This is a genomic window from Streptomyces sp. HUAS ZL42, from assembly GCF_040782645.1.
Taxonomy (GTDB): Bacteria; Actinomycetota; Actinomycetes; order Streptomycetales; family Streptomycetaceae; genus Streptomyces.
The window spans coordinates 8,818,839-8,839,541 of sequence record NZ_CP160403.1; the positions used below are offsets into that span (position 1 = coordinate 8,818,839).

Sequence of the window (20,703 nt, forward strand, 5' to 3'; positions counted from 1 at the left end):
AGCAAGTGGGGGAGTCGGCAACCGACGACGCCGCAGACAGTCGGGCCAAGCCCCGCGTCTGCGGCATGATCCGCCGGACAGGCCCCGGCCGGTCACCGCCAGGGGCTCAGGGCAGCTCCGGGAGGTCCTCCGCGTACAGCAGCGTCAGGTCGTCCGTGCTCGGCTCCTCGAACTGGGCGACACGGCCGGCGTGCCGTTCCACCATCGCTTCGAAGGTCTGCCGCGCGGTGCGGCCGTTGCCGAACGCCGGCCCCTTCGGGATCGCCGTGAAGTACTTCAGCAGCGCCTCCGACGCGCCCGGCGCCAGCCGGTACTCGTGTTCCTCGGCCTGCTGCTCCACGATCCGCAGCAGCTCCTCGGGGGCGTAGTCGCTGAAGGTGATGGTGCGTGAGAAGCGGGACGCCACACCGGGGTTGACGGAAAGAAACCGTTCCATCTCGGCCGTGTAGCCCGCGACGATGACCACCACCGCGTCCCGGTGGTCCTCCATCAGCTTCACCAGCGTGTCGATGGCCTCCTTGCCGAAGTCACGGCCGGAGTCCTCCGGGGACAGCGCGTACGCCTCGTCGACGAACAGTACGCCGCCGCGCGCCCGGTCGAAGGCCTCCTGAGTGCGGATCGCCGTGGAGCCGATGTGCTCGCCGACCAGGTCGACACGGGACACCTCGACGAGATGGCCCTTCTCCAGCACACCGAGAGAGGCGAGGATCTCGCCGTAGAGGCGGGCGACCGTTGTCTTTCCGGTGCCGGGGGAGCCGGTGAAGACCAGATGCCGCTTGACGGAGGCCGCTTTCAGGCCCGCCTGCTGCCGGCGCCGGCCCACCTCGATCATGTCGGTCAGCGCCCGCACCTCGCGCTTGACGCTCTCCAGGCCCACCAGCGCGTCGAGTTCACCGAGGACCGCCTTCGAGGTACGCGGCTGCTCCGGCACCGCGGCGGCGGCCTGCTGCTCCTGCGCGGTGGCGCGCTGCTCGGGGAGCGCGCCGAGCAGCCCGGGTGAGGGGCTCGTCGTCTGCACGGCCGTCTCCCGTGCCGCGGGCACGCCGAGGCCCGCGCTCTCGTCGCTGGTGCAGTCCTCCACGACGGGGCCGGTGCCGGTGTCGGGGCCGCCGTCCGCGAACTCGTACCCTCCGCGCGCGCACCGCTCCGTGCGGCACTTGCGCAGTGTCGTACGACAACCGTCGATCACATGGAAGCCGTAACCGGCACTGCCGGTCACCCGGCAGTTCAGAAAACTGCCGCGGCCCCCGGCCGACACGTAGAAGCCGGCCTCGGTGGGGGAGTCGACCGTGCAGCGTTCGACGGTGGGGTCGGCGCCCTTGGTCACGATCACGCCGGTCTGTGTGCCGTCCACTGTGCAGTTGTTGAGCGTGCCCCCGCTGCCGTGATCACGGAACCACGCGCCCGTCGCCGCTTCCCGGATACGGCAGTCGTCGAGCTGCGCGGTCGCGCCGTCGCTCACGGACACGGCCGTGTTGCGCACCTGGGAGAGGTCGCTGTCGACCACGTCCGCGCGCGACCCGCGGTCCAGCACGAACAGGGCGTCGGGCACGTCGTGCACCCGGCAGGAGTCCAGTACGGCCGTGGCGCCGTCGCTGACCCAGACGGCCGGGTAGTCGCCGGTGCTGTCGAAGATCTCGCACTGGTTGGCGTCCACACGCGTGCCCGGGTCCCACACCGACAGGCCGTTGCGGCCGAACTGACGCACCGTCGTCCGGGTCAGCGTCAGTACGGATCGCGAGCGCAGGTCGACCGCGTTCTCCGGGATGTCGTGGATACGGCAGTCGGCGAGGGTGAGCACGGCCTCCGTGTCGAGAGTGACGCCGTCCCCCGTCGTGCGGTGGACGGAGCAGTCGGTGAGGTGCGCCGTGGCCCGGCCGGTGACCTGGACGCCACTGCCCCGCACCTCGTAGACCTCGCAACCGACCGCTTCCAGCGCGGAGTTGTCACCGGTCGCGCTCAGGCCGGTGCCGGAGGCGTGGTGCACCCGGCAGCGCTCCAGACGGGGGTGGCCGCCCCCGCGCACCGCGATGCCGGCCTGGCCGGCCGAGACGACCTCGCACTCCTCGAACACCCCGCCGCCGCCGTCGACCACGGCGATGCCGATGCCCGCCGGATTGTCGACGGTGCACCGCCGCACGGTCGGCCGCGCACCCCCGCGCACCTCGATGCCGGCTGCCGAGCGGGTGACGATGCGCACGTCCGTCAACTCCGGCGTGCCCTCTTCCACCAGCAGAGCGGGCGCCGCCGCGTCCTGGCCCTCCACGTGCAGGTCCTGTACGACCGCCGAGGCTCGCACGGTGAGCGGCACCCCGTCCACGGGCGCGATGCGCACGGAACCGGGGGAGCCCTCCGGGCCCCGCAGGGTCACCGCCCGCTGGACGACGAGGTTCTCCCGGTAGGTGCCGGGAGCGACGGTGAGGACGTCACCGTCGGCCGCGGCCTCCAGGGCGGCCGCGAGCGATGCGTACTCACCCGTGCGGCGCCGCCACCGCGATGTGCCGGTGTGCGTCACCTGGACCGTGCCCTGTGCCATGGCGTTGCTCTGCCCCCACCTCGTAGAACGCGGGTCGATGCCGAATGCCTCGGCCGGTCCACCGTAGCGTGCGCGGGGGCGGTGGGTTGACCGGAGCCGCAAGGCCGTCAACTGCCGGTGCCGGTCCTGCCCCAGTCCGGGCCCGCCCGGTCCCATGCCTGGTCCCAACGGGCGTACCGGCGACGGACCATGCGCCAGACGATCAGCCGTCTGCTGCCCTCGACCAGGGCCGCGGTCAGCAGCGCCGCGCCGAATCCGGCGAGGACGGCGTGCGTCGTCGCCGTCGCGGAGTCCAGCGGGCGGGCCACCACGCTGCCGTGCGTGTCCGTCCAGATCGTGAAGTGGTCGCCGCTGTGCGGTGTCTTGAGGTTCGCCACGACCGTGCCGTGCTGCGAAGTGCCGTCCGGTGCGGTCCAGTCGGCCAGGACGCGGCTGCGGGAGTCGCGTCCGGTGGCGGTCTCGGGGTCGGCCTCCAGTGCTGAGCCGTCCACTTTCCGCACCACTGTCGCGGTCACCTGGTGACGGGACTGGCGCTGGTCGCGGACCGACTGCTGCAGGGCGTCCTGCGCGACGCCACCCACGAGGGAACCGATCACGGGCGCGACCAGGAGAACCAGCAGCAGGGCGGTCAGGGCCAGCCAGGCCTCGGCGAGATCGGTCCCGCGGCGCAGCGGATTGTGCCGCCAACGCCAGAGACCGCTGATTGCTCGCACTGCTCCGCACCCCCTTCCCGCTCCGTGATAACCCCCGGCGGAGCCGTTCACGTGCCGGCCCCGTCGAAGAGAGAGCGAAATCACGCGGCGTCGGGCCTCTCGTGAACCTCTTACGAAAACCCAACGCTCAGACCCCGGACCGGGGTTCCCGGGTGTGGGCCGAGTCGCAGGAAGTTCCTCCGGGAGCGCCCACCGGTCCGCTATTCGAGGACGGTGACCGGATCGCCGACCCTGATCGTGCCGTGCGTGAGGGGCACCAGGTTCTGCCCGAAGACCAGCTTGCCGCCGATGCGGCGATGGCGTCCGAGGGTGAGGAGGGGTTCCCGGCCGCGACCGGCGGTGTGCTGGTCGGTGGTCGTCACGACACAGCGCCCGCACGTCTTGGCGACGCGGAAGTCGACCTCGCCGACGGTGATGCGCGACCAGCCGTCCTCGGCCCAGGGCTCGGTGCCCGCCACGACCACGTTCGGCCGGAATCGGTTCATCGGCAACGGCCCCTCGTGGCCGTGCTCCCCTTGAGCGATCAGGGAGTTGAGGGCGTCGAGGGAGGCGGCTGTGGTGAGCAGCAGCGGATAGCCGTCCGCGAACGTGACGGTCTCGCCCGGCAGTGCGTACTCCGGGTCGACCGGGCGGCGCGTGGCGGGATCGTCCATGTGCACGAGGCGCACGTCCGCGCCGAGGTACGCGCTGCACCACGCGTGCGCGGCGTCGTCGGCGAGGACCCCCTCCACTTTGTCGCCGAAGATCTCCAGCGTGACCGTGCCGAACGGCTCCGGGAGGGGCACGGCCAGCGGATCCAGGCCGGGGGCGGACAGCAGAATGCCGCCGCCGGGCAGAAACTCGGCGGCGGCGAGCGCGAGGCGCGGTTGCTGGCGTTGCGTGACGACCCTTCCCCCGTCGTCGATCAGCGCCCAGCGTCGGTCTCCGGCCAGCCCCCAGGGCTCCACGACGGCCTCCCGGGGCGCCAGGCCCCGGAACGCCTTGACCGGATGAACATGAATCGACAACAGCTCCGCATTCCCCATGGAGCCATCCTGCCAGGCGGCACGGACAACCGTTCCTGTGGACTGAGCAGGAGTGAGCCCGCTCAGCCGCACGCCCCGAACGGTCTTGGGCGCACTGGTCCCCGGCGTACTCGACCCCAGGGCGGCGACACGGATCCTGTCCGTGGTCCGATCCCGGGAGGCCGGTTCCCTCATGACCTGGCCATATGAGTGCGGTATGAGTGCGGCCAGAGGCGACGGGGAGGCCCTGAACCATCACTCCGGTGGAGCAGGGGCCCCGCACGCTGGCGCCGTACCCGGCGTCCCGGATCGCACGATCACCGTAGCCCGAACGACCGAGGCCGCCGCAAGCCCGGAAGCCGACCATCACACGATCGATTTGAACCGCCCTCGTGCACACTCCCCGGAGAGCGGTCGGCAACCCCGGGGTGCCGCTCAGTAGCCGCGGTACTGCTGGTTGTTGTACGGGTCCTGATACGGGGCCGGGGTGGGCCGGGGAGCCGCTGGGCGCATGGCCTCGTAGCCCATGCCTCCGGGGGCCGCCGGTCGCGGCTGCTGCGGGCCGGGGTAACCGCGGGGCGCGCCGGCCTGCTGCGGGATGTACGCCGTGGGCGCCTGCTGCAGCGGGGTCGGCTGCGGCATCTGCGGGTAACCGTAGGAGGGCTGGGACGGGCCCGCCGGCAGGGCGGGCAGCGCCGACGGCAACGCGGGCAGGCTGCTGCCCGGCGTGTCGTAGGCGGCGGGGACCCGGATCGGGGCGATCTGCGGGGTACCCCGCTCGGCCACGAGGGAGTCGTAGATCGGAGTGTCCGGGAAGGAGGCGGAGTAGTAGCCGCCACCATAGGTGGAGCGGGGGGAGGTCATGGCACATAAGTTAAGCCCACGATGTGCTGGTTGGGGAGACCGATAAGAGGGTTGTTTTTCGTGTCGGCAGTGACGCGGGATCCCCAATGCGAGCGAACTTGGGAAAAAGGGACGACGGACCGCCTTGGGGTCGTGTAAAGGCCGAGTTCCGGGCGGGTTACCGGCGGTTGGACGTGGGTGTTCCTGTGCTCGTCATGGGAGTTCGCTGTAGCACGGAATAGGTTGGCCGTGTAGAGAACCAAAGGGAACGGCCGGGACTCGGCCTGGCGCGCTGACAGGTGATGGGGGCGGACATGTCAATGTCGAAGGGATCGAACGTTGCGGTGTCGACGACGGCACTGCGCGTCGAGGTGGGCTGGCGTTCGGGGCCCGGCGTGCCCGACGCGGACGCCTCCGCCCTGCTGCTGGTGGGTGGAAAGGTCCGTTCCGACGGGGACTTCGTCTTCTACAACCAGGCGGTCCACGCCTCCGGCGCGGTTCGGCACGAGGGCAAGAGGGACGCCGGCGGCCGGGTCACGGACAACCTCCTCGTCGACCTCGCGCGCGTGGAGCCCTCGATCGAGACGGTGGTCCTCGCCGCGTCCGCCGACGGCGGGGCGTTCGGGCAGGTCCCGGACCTGTACATCGAGGTCCGGGACGCGGCACGGGGCACCGTGGCCGCCCGCTTCGACAGCACCGGTGCCACGGTCGAAACCGCTTTCGTCCTCGGCGAGTTCTACCGCCGTCAGGGCGCCTGGAAGTTCCGCGCAGTCGGTCAGGGTTACAGCAGTGGCCTGGAGGGCCTGGCCACGGACTTCGGTATCACGGTGGACGAGCCGCAGCACGCGGCACCGCAGCCGGCGCCCCCGGCCGCGGCGCCTCCGCAGGCGCCGCCCCCCTCGCCCCCCGTCACCGTGCCCCCGCCGGTGTACAACGCCCCGCCCCCGCCGCCCGCGCCCCCCACCGCACCGGTGCGCCTGACCAAGGTCACGCTCACCAAGGCCGCCCCCTCGGTCTCGCTGACCAAACAGGGCGGCACGTCCGGCGCCATGCGAGTCAACCTCAACTGGCAGGTGCGCAAGCAGTTCTCCGGCTGGGGCAGCAAGCGCGGCCGCGCGGTCGCCATGCATTCCGACCTCGACCTCGACCTGTGCGCCCTGTACGAGCTGGCGGACGGCCGCAAGGGAGTCGTGCAGGCCCTCGGCAACGCCTTCGGTTCGCTGCACCAGCCGCCGTACATCCACCTCGACGGCGACGACCGCACCGGCGCGGTGGCGAGCGGCGAGAACCTCACCGTCAACCTCGACCACACACAGGACTTCCGGCGCATCCTCGTCTTCGTGACCATCTACGAAGGCGCCCGGTCCTTCGCCGAACTGCACGCCACGGTCACCCTGCAGCCGCAGTACGGCGCCCCCGTCGACTTCTCGCTCGACGAGTGCACGGTCCCGTCGACGGTGTGCGCGCTCGCGCTCATCACCAACACCGGCAGCGACCTCGTCGTCCAGCGCGAGGCCCGCTACCTGGTGCCCGAGCGCGGCGTCAGCCCGCAGCGGACCGTCGACCACGCCTACGGATGGGGAATGAACTGGACGCCCGGTAGGAAATAGGCCTCAGCCCTCGTCGGGCACGGCGTCCGGACGTGCGTAGGTGCGGCCCTTCCAGGCCGCACCGCGCCCCCGGTAGTGCTGCACCGCGGAGTCGACCGTCATCAGCAGATACAGGAACGCGGTGAACGGCAGCAGGGGAGCGAGCCACAGCGGCTGGCGGTAGTAGCGGAGCATCGGTACGTACGTCCCCGCCATCACCAGCCATGCCAGGGCGCCGGGCACCGCCGCGGCCGTACTGCCGACGGCGAGCCCGACGCACACGGCGAGCGGCGGGACCAGGTAGACCAGAGCCAGACCGAGCACCGTACCGGCCAGCAGGAGCGGGTTGTGCCGCAGTTGCGCGTACGCGCTGCGCGAGACCATCCGCCACAGGTCGCGCAGCCGCGGATACGGACGCACGCTGTCGACCCGCTCGGCCAGCCCCAGCCAGATGTGCCCGCCGTCGCCCTTGACGGCCCGCGCGAGGGCCACGTCGTCGATGACGGCGTGCCGGATGGCGTCCGGGACACGGGCCCGCTCGGCGGACTCGGTGCGCAGCAGCACACAGCCGCCCGCCGCGGCCGCCGTCCGCGCGCCCCTGTTACCGATCCGGCGGAACGGATACAGCTGTGCGAAGAAGTACACGAAGGCCGGTACGACGAGCCGTTCCCACCGGCTCTCCACGCTCAGCCGTGCCATCTGCGAGACGACGTCGAAGCCTCCCGTGCGTGCCGAGGCCACCAACGCGCGCAGGCTGTCCGGGGCGTGGGCGATGTCGGCGTCCGTGAGCAGCAGGTATTCGGGGTCACGCGCGCGTGCGAGGCCGATCCCGTGGCGCATCGCCCACAGTTTGCCGGTCCAGCCCGCGGGCGGCTCACCAGGCGAGTCCACGGTGAGCGGCAAACCGCCCTGCCGGCGCGCCAGTTCGCGCGCCAGCTCCCCGGTGCCGTCCGAACTGCCGTCGTCGACGAGGAAGACCTCCGCCCGGCCCGGATAGTCCTGGGCGAGCAGGGTGGGCAGGCTCGCGGGCAGCACGGCGGCCTCGTCACGGGCCGGTACGACGACACAGACGGACGGCCACTCCTCCGGCTCCTCGCGGTACGGCAGTCTCACGTCCGTCCGCCAGAAGAAGCCCTGGCAGAGCAGCAGCCACAGCCAGGCGGCCAGTGAAGCGGCGGCAGTCCACACGATCGCGCTCACGTGCGCAGTCTGCCCCACCGGAGGGGTCCGCGAGAGCTCATCGTCTATCGTGGCCGGGTGAAGATCGCGCTCATCGACTCCGGAATCGGCCTGCTGGCGGCCACCGCCGCGGTACGAGGCCTGCGACCCGACGCGGATCTGGTGCTCTCCATGGACCCCGACGGCATGCCCTGGGGGCCGCGCACACCGCAAGACCTCACGGAGCGTGCCGTGGCCATCGCCGAAGCCGCCGCCGCACATGGGCCCGACGCCCTCATCGTCGGCTGCAACACCGCGACGGTGCACGCTCTGACGACTCTGCGCGCCCGCCTCGAACCCGCGATCCCCGTCATCGGCACGGTCCCGGCGATCAAACCCGCCGCGGCAGGCGGCGGCCCCGTCGCGATCTGGGCCACGCCCGCCACCACCGGCAGTCCCTACCAGCGGGGCCTCATCCAGGACTTCGCCGACGGTGTGGAGGTCGTGGAGGTCCCGTGCTGGGGGCTCGCCGAGGCCGTCGAGCGCGCGGACGAGGTGGCGATCGCCGAGGCCGTCACCGCCGCCGCCGCGCTGACCCCGGACGAGGTGAGGACCGTCGTCCTGGGATGCACGCATTACGAACTGATCGCCGAACACATCCGCACCGCCGTGCAGCGCCCCGGCATGCCGCCGCTCGTCCTGCACGGCTCGGCCGGCGCGGTGGTCGCCCAGGCTCTGCGCCGGATCGGCGCGCTCCCCGAACTCGGGGCGACGGCACTCGGTTCGGTGACGGTGCTGCTGAGTGGTCGCGAGGGCGCCCTGCCCGCGGCCGCCCTGTCCTACGCCGAAGGCCGGATGCTGCAGGCGGTCAGCCCCGCCTCCTGACCGTCCGCCCGCGCAGGGCGGACCGCGTCGATCCGGGGCACGCCCACCCGGCGCAGTCACCCGGCGCAACGCGGTACCCGCGCAGCGAAACCTGAGTAACCTCATAGGCATGAGGGACCACCCCCACGACGAGAACGCCCCGCATCCCGACGTCTGGACCGGTCGTGCGACCAACAGGGTCCAGTGGCTGCTGGCGCTGGCCGGTGCCGCCTGCATGGCGCTCGGCATCGAACTCGCCGTCGATTCCGCGTGGACCTCCGGCACCGCCCCGCTCGTCATGGCCGTCGTCGGCTGCATCGCCGCCGGACTGCTGGTTCTCTTCGGCACCCTGGCCTTCGTCCACGTCGACCTGAAGCTCGACAAGGAGTCCCTCGAGGTGCGCTGCGGCCACATGGGCCTGCCGCGCCGCCGCATCCCCCTGGCGCATGTCGCCGGCGCCGACTTCGAACCGCACGTCACCCCGCGCCACTGGGGCGGCTGGGGTTACCGCTGGCGGCCGGAGAAGGGCACCGCCGTCGTCGTACGGCGCGGCGAGGGCGTGGTGCTGCGCCTGTGGGACGGACACACGTTCACGATCACCGTGGACGACGCCGAGGCCGCCGTACGCGCCATCAGGGACCGGCTGCGCTCGGGCGCGCCCGGCCCGGCGCGCTGAGGTTCGCAGGGACCGCGTCACTTCCCGCCCCGGGCCACGTGCGGTCTACGTCCCTTGCGACCCCGCCTGTTCCTCCGCGAGGGGGCGTGCCGTCGCCAAGCCGGCCAGCACGCCCGCGCCGACCGAGACCGTGGTGAAGCTGAGCGCGTTGCCGACCGCGGCGATGGCCGCGAGGGCCGTCAGCGCTGCTCCCGCGGTGAGGGCGACCGGCGTGGGGCGCGCGGTGTGCCACAGAGCGAACAGCACCCAGCAGAAGGCGGCCGCGAGGAGCACGACCCCGATCACCCCTTGTTCCGCCGCCTGTTGCAGCGGCGCCGAGTGCGGCTTGCCGTCGGACAGCAGCGACTCGGCCGCCGACGGGCTGAGCTCCCCGAAGCGCCCCGGCCCCACGCCGAGGACCGCGTCCCCGCGTGCCAGGCGCAGGGCGTCGCGCCACAGATCGACGCGGTGCGGTGTCAGCCGGCCCTCCAGGGAGGCGGTGAGGCCCTCCGGCAGCGCGTCACCGGCGACCGCCCAGGTCAGGCCCGTCACCAGCGTCGCGGTCAGGGCCAGTCCCACGAGGCCGGTGCCGCGGTGAGGCATGCGCCCGGCGGCGAGTGAGCACAGCAGCACCGCGCCGCAGGTGACCACCGCGGTGGTCGAGCCGACGACGGCGCCGGCCGCGATGATCCCGGCGGCCAGCAGGCGCAGGGCAAGCCTGAGGAACGGCACGGGCGTGGACCAGGCGGCGCAGCACGCGGCGCCCGTGGAGAGGGTCAGCACGGCGGCCGTGGCGCCGGCGTGTCCGAGCGGCGCGACGATCTCGGGCCCAGGGGAGAGACGCGGAGCGGCCACCGTCAGACACAGACCGGCCACGGCCGCGACGGCCGGTGCGGCGACCGGCACGATCGCCCCGAAGATCCGCCCCATGGCGTAACCGGCGGCCACGGCGAGCACCGCGAGCAGCATGCCTTCGGGGCGGCCGTCGTGCGCCGCCGCCGTGACCACGGACCAGGTGGCGCAGGCCCCCAGCACGGCCACGCCCGCCGCGTCCGAGATGTTGCGTCTTTCGTCGTCCGCGTCCCGACCGGCCACAGACGTCATCCCCGTGGACCCCACCCGCCCCCCGAACCGGTCGTCCCCCGACGTGTGACGAACCCCGCCGTGATCGATCGCACGGCGGAGGCTTCGGCACACCGTAACGGCTGATGGCCGATTTGTGGATGTGTTGGACCGAGATGCATCGGAAAGATGCGGTTCCTGAGCGCGGAAGCGCCCTGTTTGTTTCGGCTCAGGAGAGGTGCGCACCGTGAGCCGACGCCCGGACAGAGCTGTCGGTGTCAAGGTCACCCGCCGTACACTCCCGGAGTGACCGTCACCGCAACTTCCGTCGGCCGGTCGGACCGGACAGGACCCCAGTCGGCGCCCGCATCGCGCGGCGCACGGCTCCTGCGCCTCGTTCCGGCCGCCGTCGCCGCGCTCTCCGGAGTGCTGCTCTACGTCAGTTTCCCGCCGCGCACCGTGGGGTGGCTGGCCCTGCCGGCCTTCGCCCTCTTCGGGTGGGTGCTGCGCGGCCGCGGCTGGAAGGCGGGCCTGGGCCTCGGCTACCTCTTCGGCCTCGGCTTCCTGCTGCCGCTGCTGGTGTGGACAGGCGTGGAGGTCGGCTCCGGGCCGTGGCTCGCCCTGGTGGCCATCGAGGCGGTCTTCGTCGCACTGGTCGGGGCGGGAGTGGCCGCTGTGTCGAAGCTGCCCGCCTGGCCGCTGTGGGCGGCCGCGGTGTGGATCGCCGGTGAGGCGGCACGCGCGCGCGTACCCTTCCGCGGCTTCCCCTGGGGCAAGATCGCCTTCGGACAGGCGGACGGTGTCTTCCTGCCGCTCGCGGCGGTGGGCGGCACCCCGGTGCTGGGCTTCGCGGTGGTCCTGTGCGGGTTCGGTCTGTACGAGGTCGTCCGGCTGGTGGTCGAGGGCCGGCGCACCCGGGAGATCCGCAAGTCGGCCGCGGCGGTGGCCCTGCTCAGCGTCGCAGTGCCGGTCGCGGGGGCGCTCGCCGCCCGTCCGCTGGTGAGCGACAAGGCGGAGGACGGCACCGTCACGGTCGCCGCGATCCAGGGGAACGTGCCGCGCCTCGGCCTCGACTTCAACGCCCAGCGGCGCGCCGTCCTCGACCACCACGCGCGCGAGACGGAGCGGCTGGCCGCACAGGTCAAGGCGGGCAAGGTGGCCAAGCCCGACATCGTGCTGTGGCCCGAGAACTCCTCCGACATCGACCCCTTCGCCTATCCCGACGCGCGCGCCGTCATCGACGAGGCCGCGAAGGCGATCGGCGTGCCCGTCTCGGTCGGCGGTGTCGTCGAGCGGGACGGCAAGCTGTACAACGAGCAGATCCTGTGGGACCCGGTGAAGGGGCCCGTCGACACCTACGACAAGCGGCAGGTCCAGCCGTTCGGCGAGTACCTCCCGCTGCGCTCGCTCATCGGCGCGATCAACGACAACTGGACCAGCATGGTCCACCAGGACTTCAGCCGGGGCACCGAGCCGGGAGTGTTCAGGATGGCCAACGCCAAGGTGGGCCTGGTCACCTGCTACGAGGCCGCCTTCGACTGGGCCGTCCGCGACACCGTCACCGACGGCGCGACGATGATCTCGGTGCCGAGCAACAACGCGACCTTCGACCGCAGCGAGATGACCTACCAGCAGCTCGCCATGTCCCGCATCCGCGCCGTAGAGCACAGCCGGACCGTGACCGTCCCGGTGACCAGCGGCGTCAGCGCGATCATCATGCCGGACGGGAAGATCACCAAGAAGACCGGCATGTTCGTGGCCGACTCGCTGGTCCAGAAGGTGCCGCTGCGCTCCTCGCAGACGCCCGCCACGCGGCTGGGCATCCTGCCGGAGATCGCCCTGGTGCTGGTGGCGGCGGGCGGACTGGGCTGGGCGATCGGTGCCGGGGTGCGCCGCCGACGCGCCGGTGAGGTGTAACCGTACGACCGGTGCACGCCCCCGGAACTCGCCGGGGGGACCACGACCGGCCCGCTAGGGTCGCTCCATGGCTACCCCTGACTTCATCCGTACCCTCCGGGCCGACGTCGGTCACCAGTTGCTGTGGCTCCCCGGAGTCACCGCCATCGTCTTCGACGACGAGGGCAGAGTGCTGCTGGGCCGCCGCTCCGACACCGGCAGGTGGTCGGTGATCGGGGGCATCCCGGAGCCGGGGGAGCAGCCCGCGGCCTGCGCCGTGCGGGAGGTCCACGAGGAGACCGCGGTGCGCTGCGTCGCCGAACGCGTGGTCCTCGTGCAGGCGCTGAACCCGCTGACCTACGGCAACGGCGACGTCTGCCAGTACATGGACATCACCATCCGCTGCCGGGCCGTCGGCGGCGAGGCGCGTGTCAACGACGACGAGTCGCTCGAGGTGGGCTGGTTCGCGGTGGACGCCCTGCCGGAGCTGAACGAGTTCGGACGCTTCCGGATCAAGCAGGCCCTGTCCGGCGCACCTACGTGGTTCGACGCTACGAGTTCCGAGTGAAGTATGGAGGATGACCACATGGGGTGGGGAGGGAGCGCTGCCTAGGGTCGGACCATGACCCCGCCCAGCGCCCTTCCGGGCACCCACGCCCCCCTGCTCGACCTCGGCGGCCGCACTGCCCTCGTCACCGGCGCCGCCGGCGGCATCGGCCGTGCCTGCGCGCTGCGGCTGGCGGCCGCCGGGGCCAAGGTGAGAGCGGTCGACCGGGACGCCGCAGGACTGGAGTCGCTCGCCGACCGGTCCGCGGGCCTGGCGGGCGGCATCGAACCGCACGTCCTCGACCTGACCGACCTGGACGCCGCAGAACTCGCCGCCGCGGGAACCGACGTCCTCGTCAACAACGCGGGCCTGCAGCTGGTACGGCCCCTCGAGGAGTTCCCGCCGGACGTCTTCCACACGGTGCTCACCGTGATGCTGGAGGCGCCGTTCCGGCTCATCCGGGGCGCCCTGCCGCACATGTACGGGCAGAGCTGGGGCCGCATCGTCAACGTGTCGTCCGTCCACGGTCTGCGTGCCTCGGCCTACAAGTCGGCGTATGTGGCCGCCAAGCACGGCCTGGAAGGACTGTCCAAGACCGCCGCCCTCGAAGGCGCCCCCCACGGCGTCACATCGAACTGCGTGAACCCGGCGTACGTGCGCACCCCGCTGGTCGAGAAGCAGATCGCCGACCAGGCCCGGGCGCACCGCATCCCCGAGGAGCGTGTCCTGTCCGAGGTGCTGCTGCAGGACAGCGCGGTCAAACGGCTCATCGAGCCGGAGGAGGTGGCCGAGGCGGTGGCGTACCTGTGCAGTCCGCAGGCGTCCTTCGTGACCGGCACCTCGCTGGTCCTCGACGGCGGCTGGACCGCGCACTGAGCGGGCCCGCCCCTCGGCCCGGAGTTGTCCACAGGGCTGACGGGGCGGCCGGTCGATGGTGAATCCTGTGAGCATGTCCCGCGATCACGTGCAGTCCGCCGAGCGCCCCGCCGACGGCGTCGAGGCGCGGGCGAGCAGCGCCGACGCGCCGTTCCTGGAGCTGCTGGCCCGCGGTGCGCCCGCCGACGCCTACGAGCGGCCGGTGCTGCTAGCCCGCGCAGAGGGACGGCCGGCGGAGCGGATCGAGGCGCTCGAACGGGCCAAGCTGCTCGCTCTGCGCGTGCGCTCGGAACTGGAGGGACGGCGCCGGCGGGAGGCCGAGCTGTCCGCCCTCTTCGAGACCGCCCATGATCTGGCGGGCCTGCGGGACCTGGACGCCGTGCTCCAGGCGATCGTGCAGCGCGCCCGGTCGCTGCTCGGCACGGACGTCGCCTATCTCAGCCTGAACGACCCGGTCAGGGGCGACACCTACATGCGGGTGACCGAGGGCTCGGTCGCGGCCCGCTTCCAGCAGCTGCGCCTCGGAATGGGCGAGGGCCTCGGCGGCCTCGTCGCCCAGACGGCCCGTCCCTACGTCACCGACGACTACTTCAAGGACGCCCGCTTCCAGCACACCGCCGCCATCGACGCGGGCGTGCACGACGAGGGCCTGGTGGCCATCCTCGGCGTGCCGCTGATGCTCGGGGCCAACGTCATCGGCGTGCTCTTCGCGGCGGACCGGAGGGCCCGTGTCTTCGAGCGGGAGCAGATCGCCCTCCTCGGCTCCTTCGCCGCGCTCGCCGCGGCCGCCATCGACACCGCCAACCTGCTCACCGAGACCCGCTCCGCCCTGGCAGGCCTGGAGCGGGCCAACGAGATCATCCAGGACCGCAGCGGCGTGATCGAGCGCGCCTCCGACGTCCACGACCGCCTCGCCGAACTGGTCCTGCGCGGCGGCGGCGTCCACGACGTCGCCGCCGCCGTCTCCCAGGTCCTCGCCGGCACGGTCGAGTTCACCGAGGCCACCGCGGCGCCGGCCGAGGCCCTGGAGGCGTCGCGCGCCGAGGGGCACGCGGTGCGGCACCGGGACGACTGGATCGCCGCCGTGACCGCCGGCGGCGAACTGCTCGGCGCCCTGGTCCTGCGCGGCCACCCCGGCCTCGACCCGGTCGACCAGCGCACCCTGGAGCGCGCCGCGATGGTCACCTCCCTGCTGCTCCTCGCCAGACGCTCCGCCGCGGAGGCCGAACAGCGCGTCCGCGGCGAACTCCTCGACGACCTGCTGGACGCCCGCGACCGCGACCCGCGTCTGCTGCGCGAACGTGCCTCCCGGCTGCAGGCCGACCTCGACGCCACCCACGTCGTCCTCACCGCGCGGCTCGACGCCGCGCCCGCCGACGCCGACCAGGAGGCTGACGCGCGGCGGCGGCTGTGGTCCGCCGCCTCCCACCTGGCCGCGACCCGTCACGGACTGGCCGCCGCGCGCGACGGCGGCACGGTCCTGCTGCTGCCCCTGGCTCGTGGCGACACCGCGACCGACCTCGCCCGCCGCACCGCCCGCCACCTGGGCACAGCCGTCCACGAGGCGGTCACCGTCGGCGCCTCCGCCCCGGTCGAGGACCTCGCCGCCCGACCGGACGCCGTGGCCGCGGCCTACGCTGAGGGCCGCCGCTGCCTCGACGCCCTGCGGCTCCTCGGCCGCTCCGGCGACGGCGCGGCCGCCGAGGACTTCGGCTTCCTCGGACTGCTGCTCGCCGGCGACCGGGACATCGCGGGCTTCGTGGACCGCACCATCGGCGAGGTGGTCGCCTACGACGAACGGCGCGGCACCGACCTGCTGCGCACACTCGACGCCTACTTCGCCTGCGGCATGAGCCCGGCCCGCACCAAGGACGCGCTGCACGTCCATGTGAACACGGTCGCCCAGCGCCTGGAGCGCGTCGGCCGGCTCCTCGGCGACGACTGGCAGAGCCCTGCCCGCGTCTTGGAGATACAACTCGCCCTGCGGCTGCACCGGTTGTCGGCACCCTCGCAGCACTGACCCCCGCACGCGGTGGCGTACGGGGGCAGGTACCGGGGTGGTTCAGGCGGTGCGCGCGTCCGCGGTCCGGGCGGTCGCTGGCTCCGCGTCGACGACCGGTTCGACCTCCGCGAGGTCCCGGTGACGGGTCTCCTTCGCCACCCCCACGGCGACGAGGGTGAGGACGGCGGCGGCGATCACGTACAGCGCGATCGGCGTGGAGCTGTCGTAGTCGGCCAGCAGCGCGGTGGCGATCAGTGGTGCGGGCGCGCCCGCCGCGACCGAGGCGAACTGAGCGCCGATGGAGGCGCCGGAGTAGCGCATCCGGGTCGCGAACATCTCGGAGAAGAAGGCGGCCTGGGGCGCGTACATCGCGCCGTGCAGGACCAGGCCCACGGTCACGGCGAGGATCAGGTTGCCGAAACCGCCGGTGTCGATGAGCGAGAAGAACGGGAACATCCACAGACCGACGCCCGCCGCGCCCAGCAGGTACACGGGGCGGCGTCCGATCCGGTCCGACAGCGCGCCCCACAGCGGGATCACCGCGAAGTGCACGGCCGACGCGATCAGCACCGCGTTGAGCGCCGTCTGCTTGGAGACACCGGCCGAAGTGGTGGCGTACACGAGGATGAAGGCGGTGATGACGTAGTAGGAGATGTTCTCCGCCATGCGCGCGCCCATCGCGATCAGCACGTCCCGCCAGTGGTACCGCAGCACGGAGACGAGCGGCAGCTTCTCGGCCTCGGTGGTGCGGGCCGCCTTGCGCGCCTCGGCCTGCGCCAACGCCTGCTGGAAGACCGGCGATTCATCGACAGAGAGACGAATCCACAAGCCGACGATCACCAGCACCCCGGAGAGCAGGAACGGGATCCGCCAGCCCCAGGTGCCGAAGGCGGTGTCGGAGAGCACGGCCGTCAGCAGGGACAGCACACCCGTGGCGAGCAACTGCCCGGCGGGCGCCCCGGTCTGCGGCCACGAGGCCCAGAACCCGCGCCGCCGTGCGTCCCCGTGCTCGGACACGAGCAGCACGGCGCCGCCCCACTCCCCACCGAGCGCGAAGCCCTGGACCAGGCGCAGGGTGGTCAGCAGCACGGGGGCGGCGCTCCCGACGGTCGCGTGCGTGGGCAGCAGCCCGATCGCGAACGTCGCCCCGCCCATCAGCAGCAGACTCAGCACCAGCAGCTTCTTGCGCCCGAGCCGGTCGCCGTAGTGCCCGAAGACGAGCGCACCGATCGGACGGGCGGCGAATCCGACCGCGTACGTAAGGAACGACAGCAGCGTGCCGACGAGCGGGTCGGAGTCCGGGAAGAACAGCTTGTTGAAGACGAGGGCGGCTGCGGAGCCGTAGAGGAAGAAGTCGTACCACTCGATGGTGGTGCCGATGAGGCTCGCGGCGACGATGCGCTTGAGGTTCGCGGGCGTCGGGGGAGCGGATGCTGCTGCGGAGGCCATGTGCACCACTTCCGGGTGTTCGGTGGGGACGGGTACGTGCTGGCACACCGTAGGAAGACACAGAGCGGGCGCACATGTGGTGGGACTACATACTTCTGACGTGGGGTGTGCGCGTGACGCCTATGACTGCCCGCCGATGACACATCGGTCAGCCGAGATTGAGAAGGCCGGCGTCGACGACGGCGCGGCCGAAGGGGCTCGCGAGTTCGGCGAGACGCTCACAGCCGGCCTCTCCCAGCGCGCCGTAGGCGGGAAGGGCCAGGCGGTCGGTGCGGTCCTCGATGTGCCGGCGCAGGAGTACGCCTTCCGGGCTGAGGGCCTCGCCGTCGAGGAGACCTCGCGTGCGCAGGCGCTCCTGGGTGCCGGCCCACTCCTCCTCGGGCCACGCACGGCTCGCCTTGAGGAAGCCGACGGGAACGTCGCCGGTCGCGGCGTGCAGAACCAGGGCCTCCAAGCCCCCGACGCCCTCGCTCAGCAGGCACGCGACATGGCCGTCCCCGCGGAACTCCCGGAGCAGTGTCTGGGCGTGCCACAGCTGCAGTACCGGCTCCTCCGGCCAGGGCAGTGCGGCATGCGCGGCGAACAGCGGGCGGCCCTGCGCGTGTTCGCAGGCCGCCTCGGCGGCCCGGCGGGTCAGTGCCAGGACCTCGTCCAGGTCGGGCAGCTCGTGGATTCCGGCCCGCCGCAGGGCTTCACCCGCCGCGGTGTAGCGGGCGTCCAGCACCTGCTGCGGCGTTGTGGCGTCCCAGGCCCCCTCGAGCGCCTGCCGTACGAGGTCGGGGTTGAAGTTGTAGAAGGTCGAGATGACCAGTTCGGCGGGTGCTCGGCCGAACACGGCGCTCCGGGAGGTGAAGTACCCGGCGCGTCCGCTCAGTCCGAGGGCCGCGTACCGTCGCCTCCCCTCGGGGACGAAGTAGATCATGCCGTGTACGGGCTCGAGGCGGCGCCAGGCCGCGCGCGCTGTCTTCACGGGGTCACCTCTTCGGAGAGCCGACGAACGGGGTATGCGCTGCGGGTTCAGTACTCGCCGTGTGCCTCGCCGGTGTTCGAGCGGCAGGCGGCTCGGCGTTTCGGTTGCGGTTGCCGGCGCACAGCGGCGTGCGCGTCGTCATACGGCTGCCAAGGGGGGCCGCGGGAGGGGGCCCTGGGCCCCGGGGCGGACTGCAGCGGCGGCGGCACGGGGGCCGCCCGCCCAGTCCGCCGCGGCACCGTGGTCATTCGGCTGCGGCGAGCAGACGCGCCTCGCTCTCCTCGTACAGCTGCCTGCTCTCCCGGCTGTCCGCGGCGCGGCGCCGGTGGTCCAGACGGCTGCCCAGCCAGCCCGCCAGGTAACCGAAGGGGATGGAGACCAGTCCGGTCGACTGCATGGGGAACCAGTGGAAGTCGGCGTCCGGGAAGACGGCGGACGGCGTGCCCGAGACGGCCTTGGAAAAGACCATCAGCACCAGCGCGCAGGCCGCACCGCCGTAGAGGGTGGCGAGCAGGCCGGTGCGCGTGAATCCTCTCCAGAACAGGGAGTAGGTCAGCGCGGGAGCCACCGCGGATGCCCCGATGCAGATGGCCAGAGTGGTCAGCACGCCGACGTCCCAGTGCTGGACCAGGGTGGCGAGTCCGATGGCGACGGTTCCCACGGCCACGCTCGTACCTGCCGCCACCGTCATCTCCGTACGCGGCTCCGCCTGTCCCCGCCGCGCCGCGTGGGCGAACAGGTCGTGGGCCAGCGACGAGGCCGCGGCCAGGGTCATTCCCGCGACCGAGGACAGCAGGGTGATGAACACCATCCCCGCCATGGCCGAGTAGAGAATCGTCGCACCCGCGGAGGCGGGGTCCCCGCCGAGCACCTGCGACAGCATGAGCACCGACGTCCTGCCCTGCGGGTCGGCCGCGGTGATGTACCTCGATCCCACCAGCGCCGCCGCGCCCGTGCCCATGACGATCACGAGCAGGCAGAAGGTGGTGACCGTGCCGACGGCCCACGACATGGAGCGGCGCACCGCCGGCACGTCCTTCGCGGAGTACAGGCGCATGGTGATGTGGGGCAGGCAGGCCACGCCGAGGACCACGGTGATCTGGAGTCCGATGAAGTCCAGCCGGTCGCCGGCCGAGGTGCCCAGCTGAAGGCCCTGCTGAAGGAACGCGGGTCCCGTACCGCTGCCGTGCTGGGCGGCCCTGAGCACCTCTCCCGGGCTCCAGTCGAAGCGGTTCAGGACCAGGGCGGCGACGACGACGCTGGTGCCGAGCAGGATGACGATCTTGATCATCTGAAGGAGCGCGGTTCCCCTCATACCGCCGAGCGCCGCGTAAATGATCATCAGGCTGCCGACGATGACGATCGACGCCGTCCTGGCGCCCGCCCAGTGCGGGATGCCGAGGATGAACGTGAGCAGCGACCCGGCCCCGGAGAGCTGGACGACCAGGAAGGGCACGGTCGCGGAAAGCGTCACCACGCAGGCGGCGATACGCACGGCCCGCCCGGGCATGTTGCGGGCCAGGACGTCGCCCATGGTGAACCGGCCGGCGTTGCGCAGAGGTTCGGCCAGCAGGAACATCAGCAGCACCAGGGACAGGGCGGTGCTGACCGCCAGGACATAGCCGTCGTATCCGGCGAGGGCGATGATGCCGGTGGTGCTCAGCACCGTGGCCGCGGAGATGTAGTCGCCCGCGATGGCCAGGCCGTTCTTGAACGGGGTGAGCGAGAGGTAGCCGGTGTAGAAGTTCGTCAGGTCGTCGCGGTCCGGACCCGCCATCACGCACATCAGCAGGGTGATGGTGACCAGGGTGGTGAAGAGGACGAGGACGGTGGCCTGCGTCCCGGAGCCGAAGTCGGTCATTTGGCCATCCCCGCGTGCCGTGCGGCCGACCGTTCCCTGACGGCGCGGGCCAACGGGTCCACCGAGCGTCGCGCGCTGCGTCCGTACCAGAAGACCGCCGCGAAGGTGACGACGAGTTGAAGCACCCCCACGGCCATCCCCAGGCTCAGCTCCCCAACGATCTTGGACCCCATCAGGCCCGGTGCGGAGCAGGACAGCACCACGTACACCACGAAGGAGCCGAGCGCGGTGAGCGTGGAGATCCGGCGGAGCACGCGGTAGGCCGAGCGGAGGTCGGCGAGGTCGGCGCCGGGCCGATGGGCCTCGTGTGCGTACGGAGCCTGTCGGGGGGCTGCTCCGTACCAGCCGTACGGAGAGTCGTCGTGTCCGGACGGGGAGGAGTCGAATCCCGGATGCCACCCGTACGACTCGTACCGAGGGGTGAGCCCGTGCGGCTCGGTCCGCGGGTGCGGCCGATGCGGCGGTGGTGGCTGCGGGTACCGCTGGTCGTCGGGATATGTCATGCGGGGCCTTCCGGTGCGGCTCGGATCCGTGGGGGGACTGGAGGAGGGTGTGCCGGCGCACGATACCGACTGGTTGGAATGCCTGATAAGCCTCCTGAGCATTACGGTTTGAGCTTGCGGGGAGCTGGGCGTGTGGTGAATGTCACGGCAGCCGGCATACCTACTGGTCGGTATG

General features: G+C 72.1%; 17 protein-coding genes. 7 read left to right on the forward strand and 10 right to left on the reverse strand.

The window, feature by feature from the left end; translation table 11 throughout:
- Positions 1-106: 106 nt before the first annotated feature.
- The 4 genes from ABZO29_RS40270 to ABZO29_RS40285 form a co-directional block, all read right to left on the reverse strand.
- Positions 107-2,536 carry a right-handed parallel beta-helix repeat-containing protein gene (locus tag ABZO29_RS40270; protein ID WP_367325139.1) on the reverse strand — a complete coding sequence of 810 codons (2,430 nt, stop codon included), beginning with the start codon at positions 2,534-2,536 and terminating at the stop codon, positions 107-109.
- Positions 2,537-2,643: 107 nt separating this feature from the next.
- On the reverse strand, positions 2,644-3,249 hold the full coding sequence (locus tag ABZO29_RS40275) for a hypothetical protein (protein ID WP_367325140.1): 606 nt from the start codon (positions 3,247-3,249) through the stop codon (positions 2,644-2,646).
- Positions 3,250-3,449: 200 nt separating this feature from the next.
- Entirely contained in the window at positions 3,450-4,274 is an 825-nt protein-coding gene (locus ABZO29_RS40280) for an MOSC domain-containing protein (protein WP_367325141.1), read from the reverse strand.
- A gap of 414 nt (positions 4,275-4,688) precedes the next feature.
- Positions 4,689-5,117 (reverse strand): DUF6643 family protein, encoded by a 429-nt coding sequence (locus ABZO29_RS40285; RefSeq protein ID WP_367325142.1) that lies wholly within the window; start codon positions 5,115-5,117, stop codon positions 4,689-4,691.
- Between the two features lie 299 nt (positions 5,118-5,416).
- Between ABZO29_RS40285 and ABZO29_RS40290 the strand changes: the two genes are divergently transcribed.
- Positions 5,417-6,706, forward strand: coding sequence for a TerD family protein (locus ABZO29_RS40290; RefSeq protein WP_367326374.1), 1,290 nt, complete (start codon positions 5,417-5,419; stop codon positions 6,704-6,706).
- Positions 6,707-6,709: 3 nt separating this feature from the next.
- Here ABZO29_RS40290 and ABZO29_RS40295 read toward each other — a convergent pair whose 3' ends face one another.
- Positions 6,710-7,903 carry a glycosyltransferase gene (locus ABZO29_RS40295; RefSeq protein ID WP_367325143.1) on the reverse strand — a complete coding sequence of 398 codons (1,194 nt, stop codon included), beginning with the start codon at positions 7,901-7,903 and terminating at the stop codon, positions 6,710-6,712.
- A gap of 39 nt (positions 7,904-7,942) precedes the next feature.
- Between ABZO29_RS40295 and ABZO29_RS40300 the strand changes: the two genes are divergently transcribed.
- A complete protein-coding gene (locus ABZO29_RS40300; protein ID WP_367325144.1) occupies positions 7,943-8,728 on the forward strand; it encodes a glutamate racemase in 786 nt (261 codons plus the stop codon).
- A gap of 109 nt (positions 8,729-8,837) precedes the next feature.
- The gene (locus tag ABZO29_RS40305; protein ID WP_367325145.1) at positions 8,838-9,383 is read left to right on the forward strand and encodes a hypothetical protein; all 546 of its coding nucleotides are present in this window, start codon (positions 8,838-8,840) and stop codon (positions 9,381-9,383) included.
- 45 nt (positions 9,384-9,428) lie between these two features.
- Here ABZO29_RS40305 and ABZO29_RS40310 read toward each other — a convergent pair whose 3' ends face one another.
- Positions 9,429-10,466, reverse strand: a complete 1,038-nt coding sequence (locus tag ABZO29_RS40310) for an O-antigen ligase family protein (RefSeq protein WP_367325146.1) — start codon at positions 10,464-10,466, stop codon at positions 9,429-9,431.
- 264 nt (positions 10,467-10,730) lie between these two features.
- On the opposite strand from ABZO29_RS40310, the gene lnt reads away from it, so the two are divergent.
- The 4 genes from lnt (at position 10,731) to ABZO29_RS40330 (ending at position 15,763) form a co-directional block, all read left to right on the forward strand.
- Positions 10,731-12,341 (forward strand): apolipoprotein N-acyltransferase, encoded by a 1,611-nt coding sequence (gene lnt / locus ABZO29_RS40315; RefSeq protein ID WP_367325147.1) that lies wholly within the window; start codon positions 10,731-10,733, stop codon positions 12,339-12,341.
- Positions 12,342-12,408: 67 nt separating this feature from the next.
- Positions 12,409-12,888, forward strand: coding sequence for an NUDIX domain-containing protein (locus tag ABZO29_RS40320; protein WP_367325148.1), 480 nt, complete (start codon positions 12,409-12,411; stop codon positions 12,886-12,888).
- Positions 12,889-12,942: 54 nt separating this feature from the next.
- Positions 12,943-13,743 carry a 3-hydroxybutyrate dehydrogenase gene (locus tag ABZO29_RS40325; protein ID WP_367325149.1) on the forward strand — a complete coding sequence of 267 codons (801 nt, stop codon included), beginning with the start codon at positions 12,943-12,945 and terminating at the stop codon, positions 13,741-13,743.
- Positions 13,744-13,816: 73 nt separating this feature from the next.
- Positions 13,817-15,763, forward strand: a complete 1,947-nt coding sequence (locus tag ABZO29_RS40330) for a helix-turn-helix domain-containing protein (protein WP_367325150.1) — start codon at positions 13,817-13,819, stop codon at positions 15,761-15,763.
- A gap of 42 nt (positions 15,764-15,805) precedes the next feature.
- Here the strand turns inward: ABZO29_RS40330 and ABZO29_RS40335 are convergent, their stop codons facing one another.
- The 4 genes from ABZO29_RS40335 to ABZO29_RS40350 all read right to left on the reverse strand — a co-directional run bounded on the left by ABZO29_RS40335 (position 15,806) and on the right by ABZO29_RS40350 (position 20,528).
- Positions 15,806-17,194 carry an MFS transporter gene (locus tag ABZO29_RS40335; protein ID WP_367325151.1) on the reverse strand — a complete coding sequence of 463 codons (1,389 nt, stop codon included), beginning with the start codon at positions 17,192-17,194 and terminating at the stop codon, positions 15,806-15,808.
- A 148-nt stretch (positions 17,195-17,342) separates the two neighbouring features.
- Positions 17,343-18,164, reverse strand: a complete 822-nt coding sequence (locus tag ABZO29_RS40340; RefSeq protein WP_367325152.1) for a hypothetical protein — start codon at positions 18,162-18,164, stop codon at positions 17,343-17,345.
- Positions 18,165-18,408: 244 nt separating this feature from the next.
- Positions 18,409-20,025 carry a cation acetate symporter gene (locus ABZO29_RS40345; protein WP_367325153.1) on the reverse strand — a complete coding sequence of 539 codons (1,617 nt, stop codon included), beginning with the start codon at positions 20,023-20,025 and terminating at the stop codon, positions 18,409-18,411.
- On the reverse strand, positions 20,022-20,528 hold the full coding sequence (locus tag ABZO29_RS40350; RefSeq protein ID WP_367325154.1) for a DUF485 domain-containing protein: 507 nt from the start codon (positions 20,526-20,528) through the stop codon (positions 20,022-20,024). The genes ABZO29_RS40345 and ABZO29_RS40350 overlap by 4 nt, the downstream gene beginning before the upstream one ends.
- Positions 20,529-20,703 lie beyond the last annotated feature (175 nt).